This window comes from Mesorhizobium sp. M1329 (assembly GCF_040318035.1).
In the GTDB taxonomy this organism is placed as follows: domain Bacteria; phylum Pseudomonadota; class Alphaproteobacteria; order Rhizobiales; family Rhizobiaceae; genus Mesorhizobium.
In genome coordinates this window covers 143,494-167,328 of record NZ_JAMYLN010000015.1, presented here as the reverse complement: position 1 = coordinate 167,328, position 23,835 = coordinate 143,494, and the positions used below count along the sequence as shown (strand labels likewise).

Sequence of the window (23,835 nt, the reverse complement as noted above, 5' to 3'; positions counted from 1 at the left end):
GAGGCTTTTGTGTGCCTTCTTCCTGGCGCTGCTCGCCACCGCTGCAGCGGCCGCCGGTCCAACCACGATCAGCCTAATCACCGTCCTGGACGAGGCCTTTGTCAGCCTCATCAGCGAAATCGACGTTCTTCACAGCCGACTGGATAGATTCTCCCAAGGTCGCTCAACAAATTGAGACGCCCCGCTCTCCTGACCCCATCATGCGGCGGCCCGGCGCCGACCGCGAAGAGAAGCGAGTGAACCCACGGGCGACATCGTCCGGAAAAGACAGGAAAAGCTTGACCTCACCGACCCCAATCAGAGAAGGCGTCTTTGATTTGACGTCGTCTGCGTTATCCGGCGCCAGGAGTTCCTATTATTTCCAGCGCCTCGTTCCTCATTGAGAGTTGCAACCGCACGCCGGCATACTGCGAGAGGCTACCAATGCGTATGGCATTCAAGACTGCATCTCCTGGATTAACCAGAATGACCGGATTGCGGTCACCATGGACTTCTCAAGCACAGTATTCCTTCTAATATCTGCTCAATGTTGATAGTTGGTCCAAAGTGGCGCTATATTGAGCACTGACGTTGTCATGGGGCCTCAAGGCAGCAGCAGCGATATGGCCAGCATTTGATCGCGCTGGAGCAAATCTGCGGATTCATTCGTCACCTCATCAAGGTCTGGCGGCTGGGATCCAACTTCCTTGCAAGTGCCGAAGTGCTCAGCCCTTTGGCCAGCTTGGCTAACGCAGCCAGACCGCCAGATTAGAAAGAGCACGCTTGTGAAATACGCCAGCTGAAGGAGCAGCGAACAAGTCAGCGTCGTGACGACTACTGTGCCGATGGAATGAGAAGCGAAGTAGACAGTCAGTGCGGTGCTGCACAGCACCAGGCCCAGGACGCGACAAAAGATTCTAAAGGGCAACGCCGTTCTCCTGGTTTTGTCTCCTCAGATCATGCTGCGACCTGGTCGGCCGCAACATGGGTCTGGCAGTTCTTTGGGCAGACGCGGCCGCAGGCTCTGCAGCCAATGCAGCGGCCGGCATGGTCGACGACCATGATCATGCGATTGAGCTCGCCATCGAAGTCGTCGTCGCCCTCGCCGTCGCAGGCGCCGAGGATTTCACCCGCGTCATCTACGCCGTAAAGATGCATGACCTCGCGAGAGCAGACTTTGAAACAGCGGCCGCAGCCGATGCAGGTCGCGCCGTCAATAGCGGTGAGATATTCCGGCATCCATCCGGAGCCGTCGCGGGTGGTGAATGTGCTCCTCATCGTAACTTCTTCATCGCAGCGAGCTCTCTCTTGGCACCATCCAACTCGGCAAAAACGGCGGACGTTTCCTTGGCAACGTCCTCTATCTCCGTCCATTTTCCCGGGAGATCCTCTGCAAGGTCGCGCAATTTCATCTTGGCGACTGCTGCGCGCAGCTGAAGCTTTCGGATTTTCTTCCCCATTTCATCTAGCTTTGACATAAACCCTTCCTCGAAATCGGTTTCATCACGCCGGCGCCACACCGGGACCGGCTTCAGTGGCTGCGGTCGCATCGTCGATCAGTTTCGCACCGGCCTCAGCCAGTTTCCGGAGCATCTCGAAGCCGAACCGATGAACGTCTTGCCAGAACGAGCAACTGCCCGGCCGTGGAAAGCATGCGGCCCCAAGTCCTCGTGAATTTCATCTCCATCATTGCCGATGTCATCAGGCCGGAGCGCTCCTCGATCGCGAGCCCGACGGCGGTTTAGAACATGTCGAGCCTCCACAGCACGTCAGGATCGGGATCGTCGATGACAGGCATCCCAAGGCGCTGTTTTCTGGTGACGATGAAGTCGGCCAGCAGCGTGGCGTCCGATTTGCCTCCCACGAGCCGTAGGAGTCTTGAGCATGGATCAGCCGCACGAGGCATCTGAAAAAGGCGTGGCAAGCGCCGCCTCGTCCTCGGCAGGGCTGATCGCGGTATCAGACATTTCGCCTTCTCCTCAATTTCAGTCCTCTTCCTCGAAGCACGCTGCCTGTTTTCGGGGACGCCTACTTCGGGCACCCTTGCGCAGCCGACGCCCGGCTCGGGGCGGCCCACTCCACGAGATTGATGTCCCCGTGGCCGACCTTGAACACCTCCTCGACTGCGAGGTCTTCCACGCGAACTCGCGTCGAACATTATTTCCGCCGCAATGCGGCCACAGGTCATGAAGATTCGAGCCTCGATCCTGCTGCAAACAATCGACCAAGTGCTGCATGGACCCTCCTTGCTGCGGCCACACCAGGGAGAATGGACGAATTGGCCAGTAATCCATTTCGACCAATCAACCCTTTTTGTTTTTTCTCCTCGGCCGACCGCGCTTTGGCACCTTCGGGAAATTGTTTTGGGGAGCCGCACAGAGAGCGCCGTAACAAACCTTCACACCGCTGTAGGTGGCGAGGGCCTGGAGCAAATCCGGTAGAAGGTGCTCTTTCAATTCTTCCGGGACAGGCTCCGGACCGTCCAGCGACTGCAGTGCCAGTTCGACCAACTCGACCGCGCGATCGTTGTTGCCGTTCTCGTAATAGTACCGGGCGACCGCGGGATAGGACCGGAACTTAGGGCTGTCGCCTTGCGGGGGATTCAGTGCCAGAATGTGTTCGGACAGCTCCTTGCCCATCGCGAAGCGCTCAGCGGGGGGAAGGCGCGAATGGTCGTTGGCCGGATGGAAAAGCTGGTCTAGCGCCGAAACCATCCAATCCTGGGAGTTCTTGTCGATCGCGTCGCGCACGAATTCGCGCATCACGGGCAAGCCGGTCCACATGTCTTGTATTTTGTGAAGCAACAGGTGCGCATGAGCCAGGCAGAAATTGATGTCGTCCGGCATCAAGGCGATGCCTTCTTCGATCGCCCAGAGCGCCGTCTTCCAATCTTCTAACTTCACCGCCGCCCAGAATCTGTCATCGATCGGCTTCTTCAACGCTTGTTGGCGCGCCATGGGTTCGCTTGTGGCGATCCGCTCCGTATCGGCGGCTTTCGCTTTGTCGCTGGTGCGCCAGCTGCCGTTGAGCACTTCCGGCAAAACCTCATCGAGTTGGCTTGGATGACCGATAAAGGCGATCTGGCCGTCTCGGTCGACCACGTACGAAGTCGGAATCCCGGCGGAAAAGCTGGGTTTCATCCAAAGCTTGTTCATTTCACCTGTGTGGTCGAACGCGATCCGATAGCTCAGATGCGAGCACTTTTCGGTCAACCACGCGTCCAACTTGGTGCGAGCCTCAACGGCCGTTGGAGCGTCTTCATTAGCCGCGACGCCGACGACCTCAAGTCCGCTGTCCCTGTATTTTTCCTGGAGCCGCATTAGATCGAGCATCTCCGCCATGCATAGTTCGCACCAAGTTGCCCAAAATTCGACGATATAGACTTTGCCGGGCTGGAAGTTCGCAAGGGGCTCGCCACGCAGCCAGTCCTCCATTTTGATCGAAGGAGCCGGTGACCCCATCTGCAGTACCATGTTGTCTCCAAAGCTGTTGCCAAAAGTTGCGTGACCTTATGCGCAAGCTTGTTCCCCCTTTGAGACGGGGCACGAGGGTTCAAGGAATGGAGAGCATCGCTCGTCTTGCGCATCTGCGTGCAGTCAGCCTTCACTCAGTGTTGCTGAATCTCTCGCAAAGGCCGTGCCAATGCGCTCAGCGCGCACTAAACGCTTGATTATACTTTAAAAAACTTTCGGGGTGCCCAAGATAGCCGGTTGTATTGGACGCGACATGTTTTCTGCCGCTGTCAGGTTTTGGACAAGCATCACGCGCTTCGCGTCGGCAGAAAAGCGTGGCGCGGACGACTCAATATGCATTCGGGCCGAGGGACGGCCGATGGACGTCGTCAGGCTCGTCATGATCGTCCGCTTCACGCCACCGGCTTGAGCGTCTTGCCGTTCCGGTCCGGAGGCGGTAGCGATCTCGCCATTTGCGATTGCAAGGGGCCGCTCCATCCGAGCGCGGCCTGTGCCCTACCCTTCCGCTTTGCGATTGATTTCCTGGCTCGCGACGCAGGAGTTCTTCACGACGCCCGGTCATCTCCAGCTGCGGGTGGCGAGTACCGTCATCACCAGATTGACGATGACGATCGTGGCGAAGGGGGCCAGATGAGTGCCGGCATATGCCGGCCGGTGAACTCTGCGGGATCCCTGCTTTGTGTTTACTTCTGTGTTCCCGGTGCTCAGGTGCAACGGGACCTCGCGGCGCGACGTGAGCGTTGGCGGAATTGCAAACCCAAAGACCGCTCGGTCGCCACGCAGGTTGGGCCGGACCAACGGGAAACGCTGGAGATGCGGCTGTCCGCCACTAAGCCGTCCATCCCAGAGATGACAAGGCGATTGATGCCATCGTTCGCGCCGACGCCGGCAAGAGCCGACCGTCCCGACTCGAAGGTCGGTGCCTTGGCCACTGCACGGTCGTTGCGGTGGTCAGGCCAGTGGTGAGGGAAATCGTGATAACGCCAATACGATGCGGCTACGGTCCGAACGCGGCCTGCCGCGCTGAAACGACGCTCTTTCTCGACCTGACGCCGACCTGCGAAGCCCCGGTTTTGACTGCATTGAGGAGCGCCTGTACCTCTGCCGGCCATTGGTCTCCGCGTTACGGATCATCTCGGTCGAGCAGAACCCCGAACGCGAGACGTCCGCGATGTTCTCGGGCGGCGCGTGCAGATTGGCTCCGAGAAGCTTCGAGAAGCTTGCACGTTTGCCGCGATCTTTCTCCGACTTGGCATCAGGATAGTGACCCAGGGGAGGGGTAGAGCTTCGAACAGCGTCGGTGCTGCTTTGGAACCCCGTCAGCGAGCCAAAAACAACGGCAATGACGGCTTCCCAACTATCCATCTCGTCACGCCGCCGAAGAGTCGCTCACGTAGCCTGCGGTTGCCATAAGCGCCCATGACTATCATGTCGGCAGACGTGTCGATTGCGTGCTGCGCGAGCACCATAGCCACCGGTTTGCCGGCGCTCGCCAGCCGGTCAACCGACACCCGAGCACCGTGCCGAGTGAGATAGGCAGCGATGTCGGCTCCCGGCTCGGCGCCGGTGCAGGTCGCCTCCGGATCCACTAGTGCGACACGAACTTCCTCAGCACCGGCTAGCAGATCCAGCGCTTCCCGAACCGAACGAGACGCCTCGACTCGCGAATCCCAGCCGACCAGCACGCGCCGTGGCGACAGAGTGGCCTCAGCGCCCTCCGGCACGACAAGCACCGGCTTTCCGGTATCGAACAGGCTGCCGTTGACAACAAGGGGTCCGAGGTTAATGTCGTTGAGAAGTGCGGGGCCGACGATTGTCAGGTCGTTGCAGAGCGCCCGCTGTCGCACCGCGTCACCGACGCTGGCCTGATCGCAGTTCGCAATATCGAGATCATAGCACCGCCACGTGGCTCTCAGCAGTTTGTGAATTTCCCTGGATGTCTTTTCCAGCCTGGCTATGTCCTGTGAAAATCGTTCGATCTGCCTAAACCGTTTGTCCAGTCTGGCGATGGCCTGTGCGCGTTGTCCAGGCCACTCGGGGATGCCATCGCCGAGCAGCGGAGAAGGCATAATGAGCGGCGGAGGCGACATCACCAGTACGGAAAGATACGCGCCGACTTCGGCACACAAGTTGGCAGCTGTTCTGACATCCTGATCGGAGTGGTCAGCTCCCGTCACACTGAGTACGCTTCTGAAAGCCATTTGACTGCTTCTTTCTGAATATGTCGTACCTGCCGGCGCGTTTCGAAGCCGCAAGACTTGCCCTCAGCACGGCGGAAATGCGGAGTGGCACCACATCGGTTATCTATTCAGCCGTCCGGCCACTCGAGCGAGTAGCCGGCCGACCTGACGGTACGAATGACGCTGGAGGGGGAGGCCGCCTTCAGAGCCCTTCTGAGCCGGCTGATATGGACATCCACGGTGCGTACACCGACATGGATATTGGCCGGCCAGGCCGCGCTGATCAGCTCGTCTCTGGTGAAGACCTTGCCGGGAGTCTCAAGCAAAAGCCGCAGCAGGTTGAACTCGATCGGCCCAAGGTGGACTTCGTGGCCATTACCCCGAACGCGGTGGGCATCGAGCCTTATCTCAAGGTCGCCACAGGAGATCCAGCCGCCGTTTTCAATGCCGTTTGAACCCGGCTTCGGCAGCGCCAGCTTCGTCCGTAGACAGTCGAGCAGCTTGGCCGGCGCGAAGGGCCGCACAAAGCTCTCGTCAATACCTGCCTTCAAGAGATCGAGGTGCTGGTTCTCGGCGCCGGGCGCGATCAGCGCAATTACGGGCAGGCCGCCGGTCCGGGGCTCCCCCTTGAACCGGGCGCAAATTGTGGAGCCTGTCGCGCTTGCTGGCCCGCAGTCCAGCACTACCGCCTGGAGCTCCCGTTCATCGGCCAATGCAAGTGCTTCCTTCACGCCGCCTGCCGGCTCACTCGTGAAGCCGTCCACCCCCAGAATGTGGCTGAGGAACAGATACAACTCGGCATCTTGCGAACAGATCAGGACCAGTGGCTTCATCAGCGCTACCCCAAGAACCACATCGGCCTCGACCGCCTCGATTGAGAGGGCTGGCCATCGCATGTCCTCAAGGCCTGACATGTTCCCCTTGATCGAAAATCGATTCCATCAAGCCCGTGCGACCTCGGGATAGGCTTCAATGGCTGCGGTCGCATCGCCGGCCAGTTTCGTGCCCGCCGCGGCGAGTTTCCAGAACGTCTCGAAGCCGAACCGGTGGACGTCGCGCAGGGTCTTCGACAGAACGACCAACCGCCCGGCCGTGAGAAGCACGCGCCCGAAGCCCTCATGGCTCATCTCCATCATCGGCGATGCCATCAGGCCGGAGCGCTCCTCGATCGCAAGCCCGACGGCGGTGTAAAACATCTCGAGCCTCCACAGCACGTCCGGATCGGGATCGCCGATGATCGGGATCGCACGGCGCTGTTCCCTGGTGATGATGAAGTCACCCAGCAGCTCGGCGTCCGATTTGCCTTCCCAAGACCCGTGGGAATCATGAGCCCGGACCAGCCGCACGAGGCATTTGACGAACGGGGTGGCAAGGGCCGCCTCGTCCTCGTTGACAGCGGAGGTAACCGTGGCATCAGACATTTCGTTTCCTCCTCATTTCAGTCCTCCTCCTCGAAGGACGGTTTCTGTTTAGCGACACCTGCCTGCGCCAGCACCTTGCGCAGCCAAGGGGGAGGACACGTCCTGAGCATCATCTGCGTGCGCAACAGCACCTCTTGGATGGTCTGGGGCTGCGGCACTTTGATCGGATGGATCTTTGCGGAAACAAGTTTGGCTGCCGAAGGTCCGCCGATCGCCAGACAAAACAGCAGATGACAGCCCTTCAGCGCCTCCACCTTCGCGGTGATGCGGTCATCGCCCTCAGTCCGATGCTTCCCGCTCTCGTCGGAAACGTCATCGAAGGCCACGGCTTCGACGAGATTCCACTCCTCGCGCATCACGTCGTAGACAGCAAAGCGCCTGGCCGACCCGAAATGGGCGTTGAGGTTCTTCATGTCCTGCGTGGCGATCGCCACGCGCAATGCGCCGGCTTGGCGTTCCGGCGTCGGTGCGTGAACCTCGTCAGTGACGAGCGAGAGGCGACGAACGGAGCTCATCTGGCATTTCTCGCTTACGGAGTGGATCGAGCGCCTCAGGTGTCGGCGCGTGCCGGTTGGCTTCAAAAATGTTGGCAACCTCGAAGATCAGGTCGCTGGTCCCTTGGTAGAGGATTGTGAGCTTGTGCTGGCTGCCGAGCCGGTCGAAGATCGGGAAGCCGACCCGCATGAGCGGAATGCCGAGGCGCTGCGCCGCCTGGCGGCCGTGGGAATGGGTGACGAGAAGATCAGCGCCGGCGCCAAGAGCTTCCAAATCGCCGAGATCGCCGATTTGAACCCACTGCGCCGATACTTCCTCCAAAACTTTCGACACGTCGGTCGTGGTGACCGCCGCCGCGATTTCGGAGCCCATTCCGACGAAGAAGCTCGCGAGTTGGTAGAGTTGGTCTGGTTCTGCAGCGATCGCAATTTTCTTGCCTCCAAAGTGGAAATGTCCGTCGAGCAACGCGTCCTGCAACTGCGCCCGGCGACGGCGCACCCCAGCCGGCGCCGCCGCGCCCGAAACCGCGGACAACAGCGAGACGAACCGGTCGGCCTCCTTCAATCCAGTCAGCGACCGGAACAGCACGTAAGGCACGCCGGTCAACCTCTGCAGCAGCTCGGCTGGGCGGCGCATATGCTCACCGATGACGATGCATTGCTCGGCCGTGCCAAGCTCACGGATATCCTCGACGCTGGTGCCGCCATAGGTGGTCGTGACCCAGCGGTCGGGCACCGTACCGTCGAGCGAGCCGGAGACGTCCGGCAGAATCACGGGCTTCAGTCCAAAGCCTTCAACCATCTCACGCAAATGCTCTAGGTCAGCCACAGTGAGGTTCCAGCCAGGCAGGATCACGATCTTCTTCGACTGCCGCGCCTGCTCGCCGGGCCGCGTAATCCTTTCGATCATAGCGGTGACAGCCTTGGCCCAGCCCTCTTCGATCGCGCCGTCGAAATCCGGTGTGTTGGCTAGCACCACCTCCGTACCCGCGAGTTCTTCCGTGCGCTTCAGCCTGATATTGGCGACATCTCCTGCGCAGTCTTCGCCCCGGGTTTCCACCAGCGCCGTCGTGCAGACCCCGATCAGCGTTGGCTTTGCGCGGGCCTTGAGATTGAGGACCGCCTCTTCCAGATGGTCTGCCCCGCCGAAAATCGTCGCCACCTCGTCCATCGCGGTTGTCTGCAAGGGGATGGCTTCCTTGAAATGCCGCACGAAGAGCACGAGGGCGAAGCTGGTGCACCCCTGGCTGCCGTGGAACAACGGCATCGCACCGTCGACGCCAAGAAAGGCCAAGGCGGCACCCAGCGGCTGCGATGACTTCAGCGGATTGACCGCCGCCGCTTTCGTCTGGGGAAGGATGCGGACCATCGGCTTTCCTCAACACTCGCCGAAATCGTCGGCCATCGTGCTGGCGAATTCCTGGACAGCATGCAAGGTCGCGGCCTCGCTTTTCGTGCGCGGCAGTTCCTCCCTCACCGCAGGCTGGCAATCCCATGGTGCCGGCTCCCGCACCTGGCACCAGATCGGGTTATGAATGGCGAGGTCAATCTGGCGTACGAGTTCCACCATGCCGTCATAGCCGGCGTAAGGGTGTTGGCGCTCCTGGTTGATATCGAGCCAGGGTGTCTTGGCCTTCAGCGCGATGAATTGCGTGCGCCCGCCCGACAGCATGATATCGGCCTTGTGTTCTGAGAGCATGGCGTAAAGCTCGCGCGGTGTCATCTGCTCGAACATGTGGTTGTCGTCCTTGAGCATCTGTTTGACGCGCTCCTTGTCCTCGACTGTGGATTTCTTGACCGAGGTGCCGACGATCTCGATGCCTGTCTCCATCAGCGCATGGACGACCGACCAGGACTTCACACCGCCAGTGTTGAGCAGCACGCGCTTGCCTTCCAGCCTCCGTCGGTAGGCCGCGAGCTTCTTCCACGCAATCGCCTCCTCCTCTTCAATCAATGCCTCGGTGCGGCCGAGGATCTCCGGATCGGCACCCTTCTTCACGAGCAGCTGAGAGATCTGTCGGAGCGCTTCAGAGGTGTCGGTGATGCCGTAAAAGGAGCCCTCGAAAAACGGGATGTCCCAGCGCTGCTCCATCTTGCGGGCGAGATTGATGAGCGCGGTCGAGCACACCATCATAGCCGCCCGGGCGCGGTGCGCGCAGGCAATGTCGAAGTAACGCGCGTCACCCGGAATGCAGGCGCGTACCCGGATGCCGAGCCGATCCAGGAGCGGTTTCACCAGCCAGAATTCGCCCGAGAGGTTGAATTCGCCAAGAATGTTGATGTCGTAAGGGCCGGCATCGTCGGGCTCGACCGTGCCGATGACATGCTCGAGCAACGCCTTGCCTGCAAGCTTGTTGCCGAGATTCTTTGAGCCGACGAAGCCCGGCGCATGGACCGGCACCACCGGCAGGCCGAACTTTTCCGCCGCGCGCTTGCAGACGGCCTCGATGTCGTCGCCGATCAGCGCCGTAACACAGGTCGGATAGACGAAGATCGCCGGCGGCCCATACGCTTCCTTGATCTCGCGGATCGCCTTGAAAAGCTTGCGCTCGCCCTGCCCCATCACAACATCGAGTTCGGTGAGGTCGGTCGTGAAGCTCGTGCGCCACAGCGTTGGCCCGGACGAAGCCGCACCGCGGTTGTCCCAGGAATTACCCTCGCAGGCGAGCGGCGCATGGATCAAATGCGCAACGTCGGTGATCGGCTGCAGCACGATCTTGGCGCCATCGAAGGCACAGCCGCCGGCGGCCGCCCCGGGGGTCAGTGGCTTCGAACAGCCCTTTTTGCGCGCCTTGGCATCCTTGCCGCGGTTCTGCTCGCAGGCGGGCTCGTTGAAGACATCCTGGATTTTGGCTCTGAGCGAGGACATTGCGTCGGTCTCCAAAGTCCCTCGGGAAGACGACCGGCCTCACCGAAGAGGCGGCCGCCACGCTTAGCGGGTGAGGTCATACGAATAGTCCGTCACGCCCGTCTCGCTTGTCTCGCAATCGAGCTTGTCGAAGATCTTGTCGAGGATCGTCGTCAGGACGCGCAACCCGCCTTGGTAGCCCATAAGCGCAAACCGATGGTGATGGTGGCGGTCGAAGATCGGAAACGTCAGCCGGATCAGCGGCGTGCCGGTGTCGCGCTCCAGATACTTGCCATAGGAGTTGCCGATCAGCAGGTCCACCGGCTCGGTGAAGAGCAGCGAGCGCATCGCCCAGAGGTCCTTGCCCGCCCAGACTTGAGCACCGTTGCCGAAGGGCGATGATGCAAGCAGTTCCTTCAACTCCGCTTCCCATGCCGAGGTGCCGTTGGTGGCGAGGCAATGGGTCGGCTCGCCGCCCGTCTCCATGATGAAGCGGGCCATGGCGTAGACAAAGTCCGGATCGCCGTAGATGGCGTATTTCTTACCGTGCAGCCAGGATTGGCTGTCCGCCATGGCGTCAACAAGTCGGCCGCGCTCCAGGCGGATTGCCTCGGGGATTTGCTTGCCGGAAATCGCGGAGACCTCCATCAGGAAGTCGTCGGTCGCCTGGACTCCGAGCGGGTAATGGAACGAGGCAGTCGCCTGCCCGACTCCCTCGCAATACTCCAGTGTTTTGCGGGTGTTGTAATGCTGCAGCGACAGCGTCGCCTCGGCGTTGAGTGCCTTCCTCACGTCTTCGATCTTCGTGCCGCCGTCGTACATGCGGTATTCGCCGTCCGACGGCGTGTCGAACTGGTCAGAGGCGTCTTGGATGAAGGTATAGGACACGCCTATCAGATCGAGCAGGCGCTTGAGCTCCCGGTTGTTGCCAACGCAAAAGCCGTCGAAACCCGGAATGATGTTGATGGTTGCCTCGGCTTCCGTTCGCTCCTCGCCTTTCCAGAAGTGCTCCAAAATGCCCTTGACCGTTACGTCATAGCCGTCGACATGACTACCGACGAAGGCCGGCGTGTGGGCGAAGGGCACGTCGAAGTCGCGCGGGATCGAGCCTTGGTCCTTGGCGTTCTCGATGAAGCTGTGCAGGTCGTCGCCAATGACCTCGGCCATACAAGTGGTCGAGACGGCGATCATCTTCGGGTCGTAGAGTTGGTATGTGTTGGCGAGCCCGTCAACCATGTTCTTCAGGCCACCGAACACTGCCGCGTCCTCGGTCATCGAGGAGGAAACTGCCGAAGCAGGCTCCTTGAAATGGCGCGACAGGTGCGAGCGGTAATAGGCCACGCAGCCCTGGCTGCCGTGGACGAAGGACATGGTTCGCTCGAAGCCCGCGGCCGCGAACACCGCGCCGAGCGGCTGGCAGGCCTTGGCGGGGTTCACGACAAGCGCTTCGCGAGCGAGGTTCTTTTCGCGGTATTCCCACGTCTTGGTGAATTCGCGTTGGTCGGTAACGACCTGGTCCGGGTGAGGACATTCGAAATTCAGCCTCTTCTCGGTGAGCATCTGCCTGTATTCCGGCTCGCGGAACAGGGGCGCGTGGTCGAGAACTTTTTCAGCCGACTGCGGCATGGGTGGTTACCTCTTCTCCATCTGGCCGCGCCATACGGCGGCACAGGGACGTCGAAACGTTTCAGGTCTCCCGCGGACAAAGGGCCACAGGCGTTCAACGGCCTCCCGGCTTCCGGGAGGCCAGGTTTTCATTCGGCTGCGATCGCCGCCGACGGCTCGGCTTTTTTCTTCCAGGGGGCGTCGTAGAGGCCCCAGACCGGGTTGTTGACGGCCAGATCCATGTCGCGGGCGAAGATGGCGAAGCCGTCGTAGCCGTGATACGGGCCGGAATAATCCCAGGAATGCATTTGACGGAACGGTATGCCCATCTTCTGGACCGGGTACTTTTCTTTGATGCCGGAGCCAACGAGATCAGGACGGATCCCCTCGATGAACTTCTCCAGCTCGTAACCAGTCACGTCGTCATAGATCAGCGTGCCCTTCTTCACGTAATGGCCGGTACGCTGATAGTCGTCGTTATGGCCAAATTCATAGCCAGTGCCGACGATCACCATGCCCAGATCCTCATATGCCGTGACGACGTGACGGGGGCGCAGGCCGCCGACATAGAGCATCACCGTCCTGCCTTCGAGGCGCGGCCGGTACTTGGCGATGACGGCATCGACCAACGGCCGGTATTTGGCAATGACCGCCTCGGCCTTGGCCTCGATTTCCGGTCCGAAATGCTTGGCTATCTTGCGCAGAGAGGCTTCAGTCTGAGAGGGGCCGAAGAAATTGTACTCCATCCAGTCGATGCCATACTTTTCCTCCATATGCCGGCAGATGTAGTTCATCGACCTGTAGCAATGGATGAGATTTAGCTTCGCCTTCGGCGCTCGCTCTATTTCGGCCAGCGTAGCGTCGCCCGACCAGTTGCCGACCACGCGCAGGCCCATCTCCTCGAGCAGGATGCGCGAAGCCCAGGCGTCGCCGCCGATATTATAGTCGCCGATCACATTGACATCGAATGAGCCGGCCTCGAACTCGAGGTCCTTCTTCTCGAACACCCAGTCGCGGATCGCATCGTTTGCGATGTGGTGGCCGAGGGATTGCGAAACGCCGCGGAAGCCCTCGCAGCGCACCGGCACGATTGTCTTTTCGTGCTCCTTGGCCTTGTTGCGGGACACAGCTTCGGTGTCGTCGCCAATCAGGCCGATCGGGCATTCGGATTGCACAGTCATGCCCTTGTTCAGCGGAAACAGTTCCTCGATCTCGTCGATGATCCGTTCCAGCTTCTTGTCGCCGCCGAAAACAATGTCCTTCTCCTGGAAATCGGAGGTGAACTGCATCGTGACGAACGTGTCGATGCCGGTCGTGCCGACGTAGTAGTTGCGGCGTTGAGACCAGGAATATTGCCCGCAGCCGACCGGGCCGTGCGAGATATGGACCATATCCTTGACTGGACCCCACACCACGCCTTTCGAGCCGGCATAGGCGCAGCCACGAATCGTCATCACGCCGGGGATGGACTTGATGTTCGATTTGACCTCGCATTCGGAAAGGAGCTCGCTTTCCTCGCGAGCCTCGTCGCCGCTCTTTGCGACGCTGAGGTGCTTTCTGCGGCGCTTCGCCGACTTGTCAGGATATTGCGACAGCACCTCCTCGATAAGCTTCGCATGGAGGGCACCGTCATTCTCGTATTCCAGGCTCATGGGACCCCTTTCAAGGTTCAGGCTGACGCCTCATCAACGAGGCGCCGTTGTAAGGCGCACCAGGTCAAGGCCGCGCCCTCATGTCGGCAGCGGTCGCTACTGTGCGGCGGCCTTGGCCGCTTCCTTGACCTGAAGCTCGGCAAGCATCTGCTCGTCCGTCTTCATGATGCCGAAGTCGAGCAGCATGTCCTCGAGCTCCTCCATGGTGATCGGGGTGGGGATGGTGCCCTGGCCCGAATTGGCATGGATCTTCTCGGCCAGCGCCCGGTATTCCCCGGCCTGCTTGGAGTCCGGCGCATACTGGATGACAGACATCTTCCTGAGTTCGGCGTGCTGGACGATGTTGTCGCGCGGCACGAAGTGGATGAGCTTGGAATTGAGCCTGGAAGCCAGCGCTTCGGCGAGGTCGAGCTCGCGGTCGGTTTGGCGCTCGTTGCAGATCAGGCCGCCGAGCCGCACGCCGCCCGAGTGGGCGTATTTCAGGATGCCCTTGGCGATGTTGTTGGCGGCATAGAGCGCCATCATCTCGCCGGACATGACGATATAGATTTCCTGGGCCTTGTTCTCGCGGATCGGCATCGCGAAACCGCCGCACACCACATCCCCGAGCACGTCGTAGGAGACATAGTCGACATCGTCGTAGGCACCGTTCTCCTCGAGGAAGTTGATCGAGGTGATCACACCGCGGCCGGCGCAGCCGACACCCGGCTCAGGGCCGCCCGACTCCACGCATTTGATGCCTTTGTAGCCGACCTTGAGCACGTCCGCGAGTTCCAGGTCTTCCACCGAACCTTCCTCTGCCGCGAGGTGCAGGACCGTATCCTGCGCCTTCGCGTTCAGGATCAGGCGGGTGGAGTCGGCTTTTGGGTCGCAGCCGACGATGAGGATTCTCTGCCCGAGGTCGACAAGGGCGGCGAGCGTATTTTGGGAGGTGGTGGACTTGCCGATGCCGCCCTTGCCGTAAAAGGCGATCTGACGCAAACCTGACATGTAGCTTTCCTTCCTTCGTTCCATTCATCGCGGCTGCCGCGACATGAATGCCGGTCGGGCAGCTGTCGCCGCCTCGCACCCAAGGATCTCAAGACTCGTGCCAACTTGGCTGATCGAACCGAAGAATAATTTCGTGGTTGCTTTTCAGGGATTTAGCTCGAGGCCGAAGAAAGGATCGTCGGAACAAGCCGTGTAGCGGACCCGACAATGGCGACACAAAGCGTCGCATCGCGATCCTCAGTCACCGCATTCGTTCGAACCGCATCGTTAGCGAACAGCATCTCGACCCTCTAGCGTTAATTGCGGCACCGTGATGGAGCCGGAGGACGAGGCTGACAGCAGCAACACCGCCTGCAGAATTGCAGTGGAGTTCATCGCAGCGTTCACTTCGGCGAGGTTCCGGCGATCTTCTCCAGCGTAGACCGCGCCTGTGGAATGAACCGTGTCGCCACTGCGGGTGCGAGCGTGAGAAGCAGTTCGGCGGCGGACGCGATCGTTCGCTCGGGTCGCGCAAGCACAGCCTCGACCGGCGGCACCGTGGTCGCCGGAAACGAAAGGCGGAAGCGGCCGTTGCTGACCAGATAGGCGCACCCACCGAAAATCCACGCCACGAGCGGCTCTTCAACACCGAGACGGAGCCGCGAGGCATTGACATGGAACAGTAGCCATGCGCTTGCCCAGCAGAATTCGGCGGGGCGCGCCGTTAGATCCTCGCGCAGCAGCCAGATCGTGTTGGCGGCGCCATCTCGATCGGTCGCGATTATCGTAAGGTCGCCACGCATGCGGCGAAGCAAGGAATGAAGTGCTCCGATCTCGGACGAGGCCAATCCCTCATGAACAACTGCGTCGATCGCGTCGAACGCGCCGGCGAGCGCCGCGGCCGTGGCGAAGCTCAACAGATAGTCTTCAGCTGCACGGCGCAGGTCCTCATCGGCGTCTTCACGAATCGTCGCCAACGGTATCGTGCCGCGTCTGGGGTTCTTGAGCGCAGCGTCGGTTTCGAGCCACTCACCGGAGGCGACCATTTCGGCGACCGAGGCATGGCGCCGCACTCGCTGGACGAAATTGGTAGGATCGTGGGTTGCGATAGTCCTTCGATCCTCGGCGATCGCCGCTGAAAGCTCCGACGAGACGATCGGGCCCTCTACGAGATAGTCACGAAAATCGCGATAGAAGCCGGTGGGTGCCGCGAGTGCTTCGTCCGCATCGGCGAGTAGGTAGAAGGCGACGTCGAGGGCGACGACTGGATGTTCGCGGATAGCTTCAAGCGGCTCGGTGTTGCTGGCGCAGCCAGGCGAATAGATCACTTCTTCCTGAGCGCCGGCCTTGGTCCCCGTGATTTCGCGGTAAAGCCAGAGCAGGCCATGGCGCACGACACGGTGGCAATGGGCTTCGGCTAGCGTACCCTCCGGGTCGATGCCAGGCAGGGCCGACAGGGCGTCGCGCATCTTGACGATCGCGATTTCAGGCCGGCCCGCGCAATAAGCGGCATGGGCGGTATCGGCGAGCAGCCCGATCGCCATCGCGCGCACCGAAGGCATCTTGTCGAGCGTCGAAGCCTCCCCCAGAGCACGTTCGAACCATTGCTGGGCGGCTGCCCAGTCGCCGAGCGTCGCGGCGCTTATGCCAGCCTCGCGAGCGATATAGGCCCGTTCGATAGTGTCCTGGCCGCCGGCTTCTGCAGCCGCTGTCAGCAGCGGGAGCGCCGAGGCATGATCGCGCCTGAGCCAATGGATCTTGGCCCGGGCGCGCGAAATTGCGATGTCGAAGCCGAATTTGTCCTCGGCTTGCGCGAGGCAGGCAAGTGCCCGTTCGGCATCGTCGCCATTCTCGTCGAGGCAAATGGCCCGCGCTATCGCGCAGCGCGTCGCGAGCATGGCATTGCCCCAGCTGATCGCGAGGTCTGCGCAGGCGGCATAATCGCGGGCAGCGGCCTCCCAATCAAACGTGTCGGTTCGCGATTCCTTGAGCCAGCCATGGTTGACGAGGATCGAAATATCGCCTCGCCCAGGCTGGAAGGATGAGAGGACCCGGTCGCGCGTCGCGGGCTCTTCATTATCAAGTCGCTCCAGGATTTCCTTGAACCGAGCGACCGTTCGGACGTTGCCAAGTTGCGCCCCAAACAACACGCCGCTCACATGCGGATCGCCGGCAACGGACTTGAAGTTGCTGTTGGCCGTGGCGAGTTGGGGCGAGATCCCAAGCAGCCGGTCGAACCGAAGTAGTATCTCCAACCAATCGGAAAAGAGCTCGCCGGTGCGCGGATGAAGTAGGAGCTTGGAAAGCGTGAAGCCCTCGATGAGTTCCGGTCCCGTCACATGAAAACGCTCGCGTTCGAAGGCGTCCCAGGCAGCGCGAGCATTCCCGGGAGTGCCATAAGGAAGAAGGACGAGCAACTGGGCCAATCGCAGCATCGCCGACGCTGCGAGGTCTTGCGGGAAGATCGGCGTGTCGGTTGCGAAGGCCATAAGCTCGCCCAGGAAGGGAGCGAGAAAATCCAGCACCTCGACCGGGCAGGTGATCACACTATGCGCGAAGGCGAAGACGAAGCCACCCTCCTCGCTCCTGAGCGCGTGATGCATCGCTGCGGGCGCATCAAGTACGGAGATGCTCCTGGCCCGGAACATCGCGTCGGCAATGCGGCGATGAACGGCGCGGCATTCTGCGGAGGTGAGCACATCCTCAGCGGCATCTTCGAGCAATGGCGAAACCCGCAGTCGCTTTGTCCGATAGGGCTCGATCCAAGGACCAACGAGTTGGTCGAGCAGAAGGCCGGGAAGCGGTACGATCGGTTCCAGCCCCGCGATCTCTAGGGCAAGGCCGCGGTCGAACCCACCGCGGATCAGGCTAGCGCGCAGCAGCAGCGTCTGTGCGTCGGTCGGAAACGCCGCGATCAGGCGTTGTCGCGCTGCGCGCCGTTCCGCGCCCAGTTCGTCGGGGATCTGCCCGCCCAGGACCGCGCCAATCGATGCCCTTGACCAATTTGCTGACTTGAGATGGAGCAGCGCCGCCATGGTGAGCTGAGGATGGCCGCGTGCCGCAGCGCGATAGACCGCACCGGCGTAGTTGGTATCGCCGCCGGCCAACGCGACGAGTTCGGTAACTTCCTCCTCCGCCAGATACGCGACCTCGACTGCTGAGGGCGCCTCGGGTGCCAGTTGGTAATGGGTAGCCTTGGTCGGTGCGCGATAGCTTGTGATTACCGCAGTACAATCACGTCGCCGAAGGCTGGTGACGACGCGCAGCAGCGCATCACGTACGGCAGGATCGTCGATCTCGTTCACGTCATCCAGAATAAGGTGCGTTGCGGACGTGGCAGCCAGTTCCCCCCGCAGAAGCGACAACCGTGCGGCGGTCTCGGCGGGAGATAAGTTGCGGAAGTCGACGATCGACCACCGCCCTTCACAGCAGTCTGCCACGACGCGCGCGGCGAGCGACTTGCCCAATCCCGTCGCGCCGCTCGCGATCGCAACCCCTGCTGTGCGGCGTGCGGTGTCGAGCGCGGCGACTAAGTCTATTCGCGGAGCCCGGATCGCGGGAAGAGGTAAGTCGCTCGCCGGTACCAGCAAGGCCGGTCGCGTGAAGGTCGCGCCTGTACCGCCGCCCTGGAACGCCGCCGATAGTTGCTGCAGAGGAACTGCAACAATGGCTGTCTCGTCGATTAGCACGAGGAGATCGGCACGACGCAATTGTCGCGCATTGCCAGTAACCGCCGTCATCAGCAGGCGCTCGACAACCGCCGGCACAACAGCCCTCCCCGTATGGCTTGAGAGCCGTCTTGCGGATGCAACATATTCGATAAGCCCAGCCTCAAGCTCGTCGCGCATGCCCGCAATGCCCGGTGCGCCACAATCCCAGTGTATGCGCCGGAGGAAATCGCTCCGGAACGTATCGTCGTCCGTCAGTGCTTCGAGATGGGCTTTCGTGGACGGCTCCAGATCGAGCGCTGCCACCAGCGTGCGTAAGGGCCCGACATCGGCTCCCGCCGCGGCCCGGCGCCAATAATGAAGTGCGGCACCTCCTGCGATGCGATGCGCCTTGCTTCGCTCCACGCCGATTTCGGACGTGGTCAGATAGTGGAACGAAACAGCGCGCTTGGGATTGCGGTGCACGAGATCGAAGAAGGAATCGATTGCGGCGCGAACACCTGCCGACTGGAGGGTGATGTTCGCGCTTCCGCCCGTGTCTTTGACTTGGGTTCCTGCGAGCGCGTCACGTGTTGCGACTGCATAGTCTTCGGCCACTTCGAGGTGGAGGATCTCGCCGTCTCCCAAACCCAGCCAGGCCAAGCCTGATGCGTAGAGCTGATAGCCATAACCGCGCAGCGCAGCGGTTGCCTGGCGCGCGACATCACCCTTTGGTGCATCGAGGCTTGGTCCTGACCCGAAAACGCTCGTCAATAAAGCTCCTCCAGCACGGCACACCCCCGGCTCACGCTCGGTCGTCATAAATGCTCGCAAACGCTGTGCTCAGACCTGGATCGCGAGTCTCCCTGAATCGTACAACGGGGAGACGACGTTGCGCTACGAGGAAAGCTTTCCACCTAACCGCAGTCGCTCACCTGGTTTTTCGCGCACTCGAATACCTGTTGAAAAAGACCGCAAGCCGGCTGACGGCCTAGTGCCAACATTTCTCCTTCTCGGCCCAACACCCATGCCACCGGTAGGCCTCGGGCGATGCGGGCACCGCAAGCCACCACAGCGCGAGAACCAGCCACCGCCGTTCATCGCTAAGCCTTTTAGCGATGAACGGCCGCGCCTGGCACGCCGGGTCTGGCGAATCGCTAGATCAAATGCAAACTCGCGACTATGGTGTGAACCAATCCCGCAATGTGCAAAACAGGGTTCGAACACAAGACCTTACATACTCTGCGGACATTAGGCCGAAGGGCCACAATGTGCGATCTGCTTCAAAACTTTTAAAAGAAACAGCCGACAAACCGACGCGCCATGCGCGCTTTATCCTTCCATCTTAATCGGTTGTGTTTGGCAATACTTTTTATTCATCGTCGCTCCTCCTTACGGCTACGATAACATACGAATCTATTCTCTGTGCTACGATTCCGCTTTTGAACGTCGAGTTCCGATGCGCCGTGCAATCTTCCGCGCTCTGCGACGACGTTAGTCGGCTGCATTGGTGCAGCGCTCGAACCGTCGTGGCGCTCGTCGAGACGGTTTTGCATTTGCTGGCAAAGGAAGCGTTTCGCAGCAATCCGAAGCTGATCCTGCCAGAGCGGCTTGGGCTCGATAACAAACGCCTGGTGATGAAGCCCAGCCTGGAGGTCGAAACCGAATTTCTTCGGCTCGAGTACAACGATTCCAAGACCATCATTCCCGACCTGTATGTTCGCGCGCTCGGCTATGACCTGTTCGTCGAGGTCGCCGTCACCCATTTCGCGGACAGCGCCAAAATCCAGCGCCTCAGGGAACACAAGATCCCCGCCGACGAAATCGATCTGTCCAAGCCTCCGCGTGACTCGCTAAGGGTTGCCATCAACGAGGCGGTGCTGAAAACCGCAACGCGTCGGTGGCTCTATCATCCAGGCATCGAAGCTGCGCGGGCCAAGCAAGACGCAGATGAGCTCAAATGGCAGCAAGGACGGGGCAGGCGCGAGGCTGCCGCGACAGCCAAATACCGAAGCTGGGTTGAGCAAACAGCGGCAGCATACAGACAGGCACTGGCGAACCCGGTCGGCCGTGACTTCGTCGTCCCACGCGAGGTCGAGCTTCAAGCGATCGGTCTTGCAAAGTTTGTCGGCCGCGACGTCCCGGGCTTCGCCTGTTTTTCCGAACCGCCGGCGGTATGGCAAGCCATCATCCTGGCCGAGGTCTTTCATGATCGCTGCCTCGGCAACGCTCAGTGCAAAGCCGTGCCGATTGTCAACCATTTGGAAAAACGCCGGCTGATCCAAAAGGCCTTTCTGCGTGTGTCTAGCGAGGTGGCAGACGATGTCACCGCGATCGATGCCCGCTTCGCCCCGGCTTGGAAGGCAGTCGACAATTATCTGAAATATTTGCTCGGTGAGGGTGTCCTTATCCCGCAAGGCTTCGGTTTCATACTCGCCCCGGCGTTCGCTAAACCATGGAACGAGAGGACCCTGGCAGCAAACCAAAGAACCACTTTGATTCAGGAAACCGTGCAGCGGGTAGGGTGGATACTTGGCAAGCTTCCCGAAGACGAACGCGCCGGCACAACGGTCGAGCAGTGGCTGCAATCGATCCACCAGGAATCCGGTTTGACGTATGACAGGGCACTTCGGTCGGAGGTCGAGGCGCCCAAGATCATCGGCGAAATCGAAACCATTGTGCAGATGCTGGAAGGAAACGGTCCTCTTTTCTATGGGAGCGCAGGGCTGCCTATCGGCAATGCGATTTCCCGCCGCAAAGCCAAGATGGAAGAACAGGCCGAAGTGCGCCGCCAACGGCAGCTGCTGGAAACAAGTCGCCTTCGTCACTCGCGGCGGAGCGTCCTCGATGGGAACCTCCTGTTTCGTAACCTGCCGTACTTCATGAAGATCGAAAGGCGACCCACGCGTAGATGCCTACGAGGGCATGCATGTGGACGCGCCGAATAACGAGGTAACCATCACTAACGTAACGACCGGGCAGAAGATTGTTGGCCGCTTCGCCTACCACAACGAGCTGAAACGGCCGGAGCTTATTTTCTGCTTTTGCCTCTCTATGGCTTATGATGACGGTTTGCGAAAATTCGGGGGAGCGTGCATAGAAATTACCGATGAGCAGGCATTGCGCGACCGCATCGCTGGCGCCTTATTGCGCCGAAGCCGTTACCGGCTCGATCGACCATTGTTGCGAGCCGACCGGATCACCTACTACCGAACTGATGCCGCCGTGGCCGAAGGGGTCGATATCAAGAACCCGACACACCTTCCTTTTTTGAAGCGCGATACCTACGCTGCGGAGCAGGAATACAGATATGTCTTTGCAAAGCGGGGAGGTTACGAGCTCAATCAGGTCATCGTGAACAGGCATCATGAGCGCAACGCCGACATTGGCAAATTGGAGGCTGACGAGATTACGGTTCGCATCGGCTCCATCCGAGATATTGCAAAGGTGAGGGCCGCCTGAGCTATCATTTGCATAGACTTGAGCCTCTCACGCGCAGCTACGGCTTTCATCACCACCCGGATGGGAGTTTGCGGTCTGCACAATCCCTTCGCCGTGCCCTGCGATCTCAAGTGCGGGATGCCGCGACGTCTAGTTGAGGCCGGCGAGCCATTTCTAAAAAAAGGCCCCGTGACAGAGGGGCCTCTGAATTATGTCCAGCGTCGCTGACAAACCGTGGCATAGCGTAGACGAGATCAGCATAGGAAACGCCCTTCGTGATGGCCCCTTAAAGGCCTCATGAAGATCTACGCATACTGCCTCAACATCGAACAGGGCATTGCCCTAGGAAATCCGCCAGATGCCCTGCGGGTCAAATGCGAAAAACGGTCTACCATCCTTGGGTGGCTCTTCGGTAGGAACCCGTCGAGGTTCAGATATTGGGGTGGACTGTTCACCAAATCAGTATCGGCTTCGCTGACACATGGTGCCTCGCTTCGGCGCCGCGTGGCTCGTCAGCAGTTCGACGTAGGCAGCAACCTGCAACGTGTGGATCTCGAGTGCAGCCACTGTGGCGTTACGCATTCCTCAACCTGATAGTGCTGACTCGGGCCTTAATTTTTACGCTAAATGCTCGCCTTCCCTGACCGTCGGACTGGCAGGGAGTTGCTCGCCTCGACTGGCTCGAAGAGTCTGATGGGCGTCATCTCGGAATATCGAACGCTGAATGGACCGAAATTCCGCATGATCCGGCGCCATTCGTCAGTTAACTCAGACGGCGTAAAGATCAGACTCGGCTCAAATTTGCCGTGTGTGTCAATTCGAAAACCGTCACGGCCGTATTCGGCCAACTTGTATTGGTTCCCGATAAAATGAATGGCTTTGATCTTGTCTGCCAATGTCTTGTTCATGAACAGAGCAATCATGCTGTCGTCAATGTCAGAAAGACGGAGATAGGGACCGAAGCGAAAGCTACCGCCACCATACCCAAACTCAGCACGCAAAAAGCGCACGTTCTCCATCCCGACTGACGTGAATGTGCCGACGCTGATGCCCTCTCCGTCATCGTCCCCTTCGTCTGCGGGAGCGTTCTGTTTCGAGTCATCTCCCGACGTCGTAATGCGTTGCTCCCACTTGGCTCCCATCATCCCGTGGAAGATGCCCGCGGGCATGGCCTCGACGTCCGCCAAAGATTTTGCGCTCGCTCTATCAGCGCGATCCGACGTTCCAAACGTCACCATAAAGAGCCCATCTCTCGGTTCGGCGAGACTCATACTCACGAAAAACCGGAAGTGGCCGATTTCATTGCCATTGTATTCGCGGTCCAGCTCTAAGAGAACGAGGAACTGCTCAAGGGGAGCATTCATCTCATGCAGAAATTGCATTCGGTTCAGCGATCTCTTTATTTCGCTAAATCCATCAACAATCACACTTTGGATATCGTCGCCCCATCGCGCGAAGAATGTCGCCTGTTCTGCGTCAGACATTGGGATGCCGAGTGACTGAAATCGGATCGCCATTCCGTCGGCACCGTCAAGAACCAAGCGAATTCTTTCCCGATCGAAGATTTCGCAATAGGCCAACCCGCTTTTCGTGGCTGTCTCAACCAGGGCATTCTTTTCGCCGGCTGTAAGATTCACGTTTGTGAAGAAGACAAAGGCCTTGATTTCAGGATCGGCTGCGGTCGCACTCGCCAAATCCGCCGAGAATTTTTTATGGGCTTTCTTCTTGTGATCCGTTGAATCGCTAGCTTGATTGACAAACCCGATAGCACCATAAGTTTTCTGTTCCCCATTCAAGACAGCTTCGATGTCTCGACCCCCATCAGGTCCGCCCCGAGGGTGACGTGGTCGAACATTCGTGAACCGCTTGTCCAAAGCAAGGACGGCAGTGCACATACGTTCCCTTTGCAACTGGTTTGTGTCCAGATAGCTTTTCAATCGTTCATCAGTTCCGAACGTCATGGGACCAGTTTCTTTGATAACAATGAAAGAGCGAGATCCATTTTTTCCTTCTAAACTGTTGCTTGTCAGCGAGTCTGATCGACCGGTGTCGCTCGACTCAAATTACTGGCAAGAATTTCGTTTAGAAGCTATCCCAGTCTGGGGAAACAGCGGCGCTCCATTCCT

At 59.9% G+C, this 23,835-nt stretch carries 17 protein-coding genes and 1 pseudogene; 2 read left to right on the top strand and 16 right to left on the bottom strand.

Features of this window, described 5'->3' with window-relative positions; translation table 11 throughout:
* Positions 1–583: 583 nt before the first annotated feature.
* From NKH21_RS17580 to NKH21_RS17510, 15 genes and pseudogenes are all read right to left on the bottom strand, one after another.
* On the bottom strand, positions 584–871 hold the full coding sequence (locus tag NKH21_RS17580) for an exopolysaccharide production repressor protein (RefSeq protein WP_352866458.1): 288 nt from the start codon (positions 869–871) through the stop codon (positions 584–586).
* A gap of 65 nt (positions 872–936) precedes the next feature.
* Complete coding sequence (gene fdxB, locus NKH21_RS17575) at positions 937–1,257, bottom strand: ferredoxin III, nif-specific (RefSeq protein WP_352866442.1); 321 nt, start codon at positions 1,255–1,257, stop codon at positions 937–939.
* Positions 1,254–1,457, bottom strand: coding sequence for a CCE_0567 family metalloprotein (locus NKH21_RS17570; protein ID WP_352866439.1), 204 nt, complete (start codon positions 1,455–1,457; stop codon positions 1,254–1,256). The genes fdxB and NKH21_RS17570 overlap by 4 nt, the downstream gene beginning before the upstream one ends.
* 25 nt (positions 1,458–1,482) lie before the next feature.
* A pseudogene (locus NKH21_RS17565) lies at positions 1,483–1,946 on the bottom strand (NifX-associated nitrogen fixation protein).
* Positions 1,947–2,282: 336 nt separating this feature from the next.
* Positions 2,283–3,452 carry a TlpA disulfide reductase family protein gene (locus NKH21_RS17560; RefSeq protein ID WP_352866436.1) on the bottom strand — a complete coding sequence of 390 codons (1,170 nt, stop codon included), beginning with the start codon at positions 3,450–3,452 and terminating at the stop codon, positions 2,283–2,285.
* Positions 3,453–4,771: 1,319 nt separating this feature from the next.
* Positions 4,772–5,653 (bottom strand): universal stress protein, encoded by an 882-nt coding sequence (locus NKH21_RS17555; protein ID WP_352866433.1) that lies wholly within the window; start codon positions 5,651–5,653, stop codon positions 4,772–4,774.
* Between the two features lie 107 nt (positions 5,654–5,760).
* Positions 5,761–6,546, bottom strand: coding sequence for a response regulator transcription factor (locus NKH21_RS17550; protein WP_352866430.1), 786 nt, complete (start codon positions 6,544–6,546; stop codon positions 5,761–5,763).
* A gap of 27 nt (positions 6,547–6,573) precedes the next feature.
* Positions 6,574–7,053: a NifX-associated nitrogen fixation protein gene (locus NKH21_RS17545; protein ID WP_352866428.1), complete on the bottom strand. Its 480-nt coding sequence runs from the start codon at positions 7,051–7,053 to the stop codon at positions 6,574–6,576.
* Between the two features lie 17 nt (positions 7,054–7,070).
* A complete protein-coding gene (nifX, locus tag NKH21_RS17540; protein WP_352866425.1) occupies positions 7,071–7,568 on the bottom strand; it encodes a nitrogen fixation protein NifX in 498 nt (165 codons plus the stop codon).
* Positions 7,534–8,916: a nitrogenase iron-molybdenum cofactor biosynthesis protein NifN gene (gene nifN / locus NKH21_RS17535; protein WP_352866423.1), complete on the bottom strand. Its 1,383-nt coding sequence runs from the start codon at positions 8,914–8,916 to the stop codon at positions 7,534–7,536. Before nifN ends, nifX begins: the two co-directional genes overlap by 35 nt.
* Positions 8,917–8,925: 9 nt before the next feature.
* Complete coding sequence (gene nifE / locus NKH21_RS17530; RefSeq protein WP_352866420.1) at positions 8,926–10,416, bottom strand: nitrogenase iron-molybdenum cofactor biosynthesis protein NifE; 1,491 nt, start codon at positions 10,414–10,416, stop codon at positions 8,926–8,928.
* Positions 10,417–10,479: 63 nt separating this feature from the next.
* Positions 10,480–12,021, bottom strand: coding sequence for a nitrogenase molybdenum-iron protein subunit beta (gene nifK / locus NKH21_RS17525; protein WP_352866418.1), 1,542 nt, complete (start codon positions 12,019–12,021; stop codon positions 10,480–10,482).
* Positions 12,022–12,149: 128 nt separating this feature from the next.
* The gene (gene nifD, locus NKH21_RS17520; protein ID WP_352866415.1) at positions 12,150–13,652 is read right to left on the bottom strand and encodes a nitrogenase molybdenum-iron protein alpha chain; all 1,503 of its coding nucleotides are present in this window, start codon (positions 13,650–13,652) and stop codon (positions 12,150–12,152) included.
* A gap of 96 nt (positions 13,653–13,748) precedes the next feature.
* Positions 13,749–14,642 carry a nitrogenase iron protein gene (gene nifH, locus NKH21_RS17515; protein WP_023801970.1) on the bottom strand — a complete coding sequence of 298 codons (894 nt, stop codon included), beginning with the start codon at positions 14,640–14,642 and terminating at the stop codon, positions 13,749–13,751.
* Between the two features lie 383 nt (positions 14,643–15,025).
* Positions 15,026–19,042: a tetratricopeptide repeat protein gene (locus NKH21_RS17510; RefSeq protein ID WP_352866413.1), complete on the bottom strand. Its 4,017-nt coding sequence runs from the start codon at positions 19,040–19,042 to the stop codon at positions 15,026–15,028.
* 755 nt (positions 19,043–19,797) lie between these two features.
* Between NKH21_RS17510 and NKH21_RS17505 the strand changes: the two genes are divergently transcribed.
* Together NKH21_RS17505 and NKH21_RS17500 are read left to right on the top strand one after the other, a co-directional pair.
* Positions 19,798–21,216 carry a hypothetical protein gene (locus NKH21_RS17505; protein WP_352866411.1) on the top strand — a complete coding sequence of 473 codons (1,419 nt, stop codon included), beginning with the start codon at positions 19,798–19,800 and terminating at the stop codon, positions 21,214–21,216.
* Positions 21,200–21,730 (top strand): hypothetical protein, encoded by a 531-nt coding sequence (locus NKH21_RS17500; protein WP_352866408.1) that lies wholly within the window; start codon positions 21,200–21,202, stop codon positions 21,728–21,730. The genes NKH21_RS17505 and NKH21_RS17500 overlap by 17 nt, the downstream gene beginning before the upstream one ends.
* A 602-nt stretch (positions 21,731–22,332) precedes the next feature.
* On the opposite strand, the gene NKH21_RS17495 is transcribed toward NKH21_RS17500, so the two are convergent.
* On the bottom strand, positions 22,333–23,670 hold the full coding sequence (locus tag NKH21_RS17495) for a hypothetical protein (RefSeq protein ID WP_352866406.1): 1,338 nt from the start codon (positions 23,668–23,670) through the stop codon (positions 22,333–22,335).
* Between the last annotated feature and the right edge of the window lie 165 nt (positions 23,671–23,835).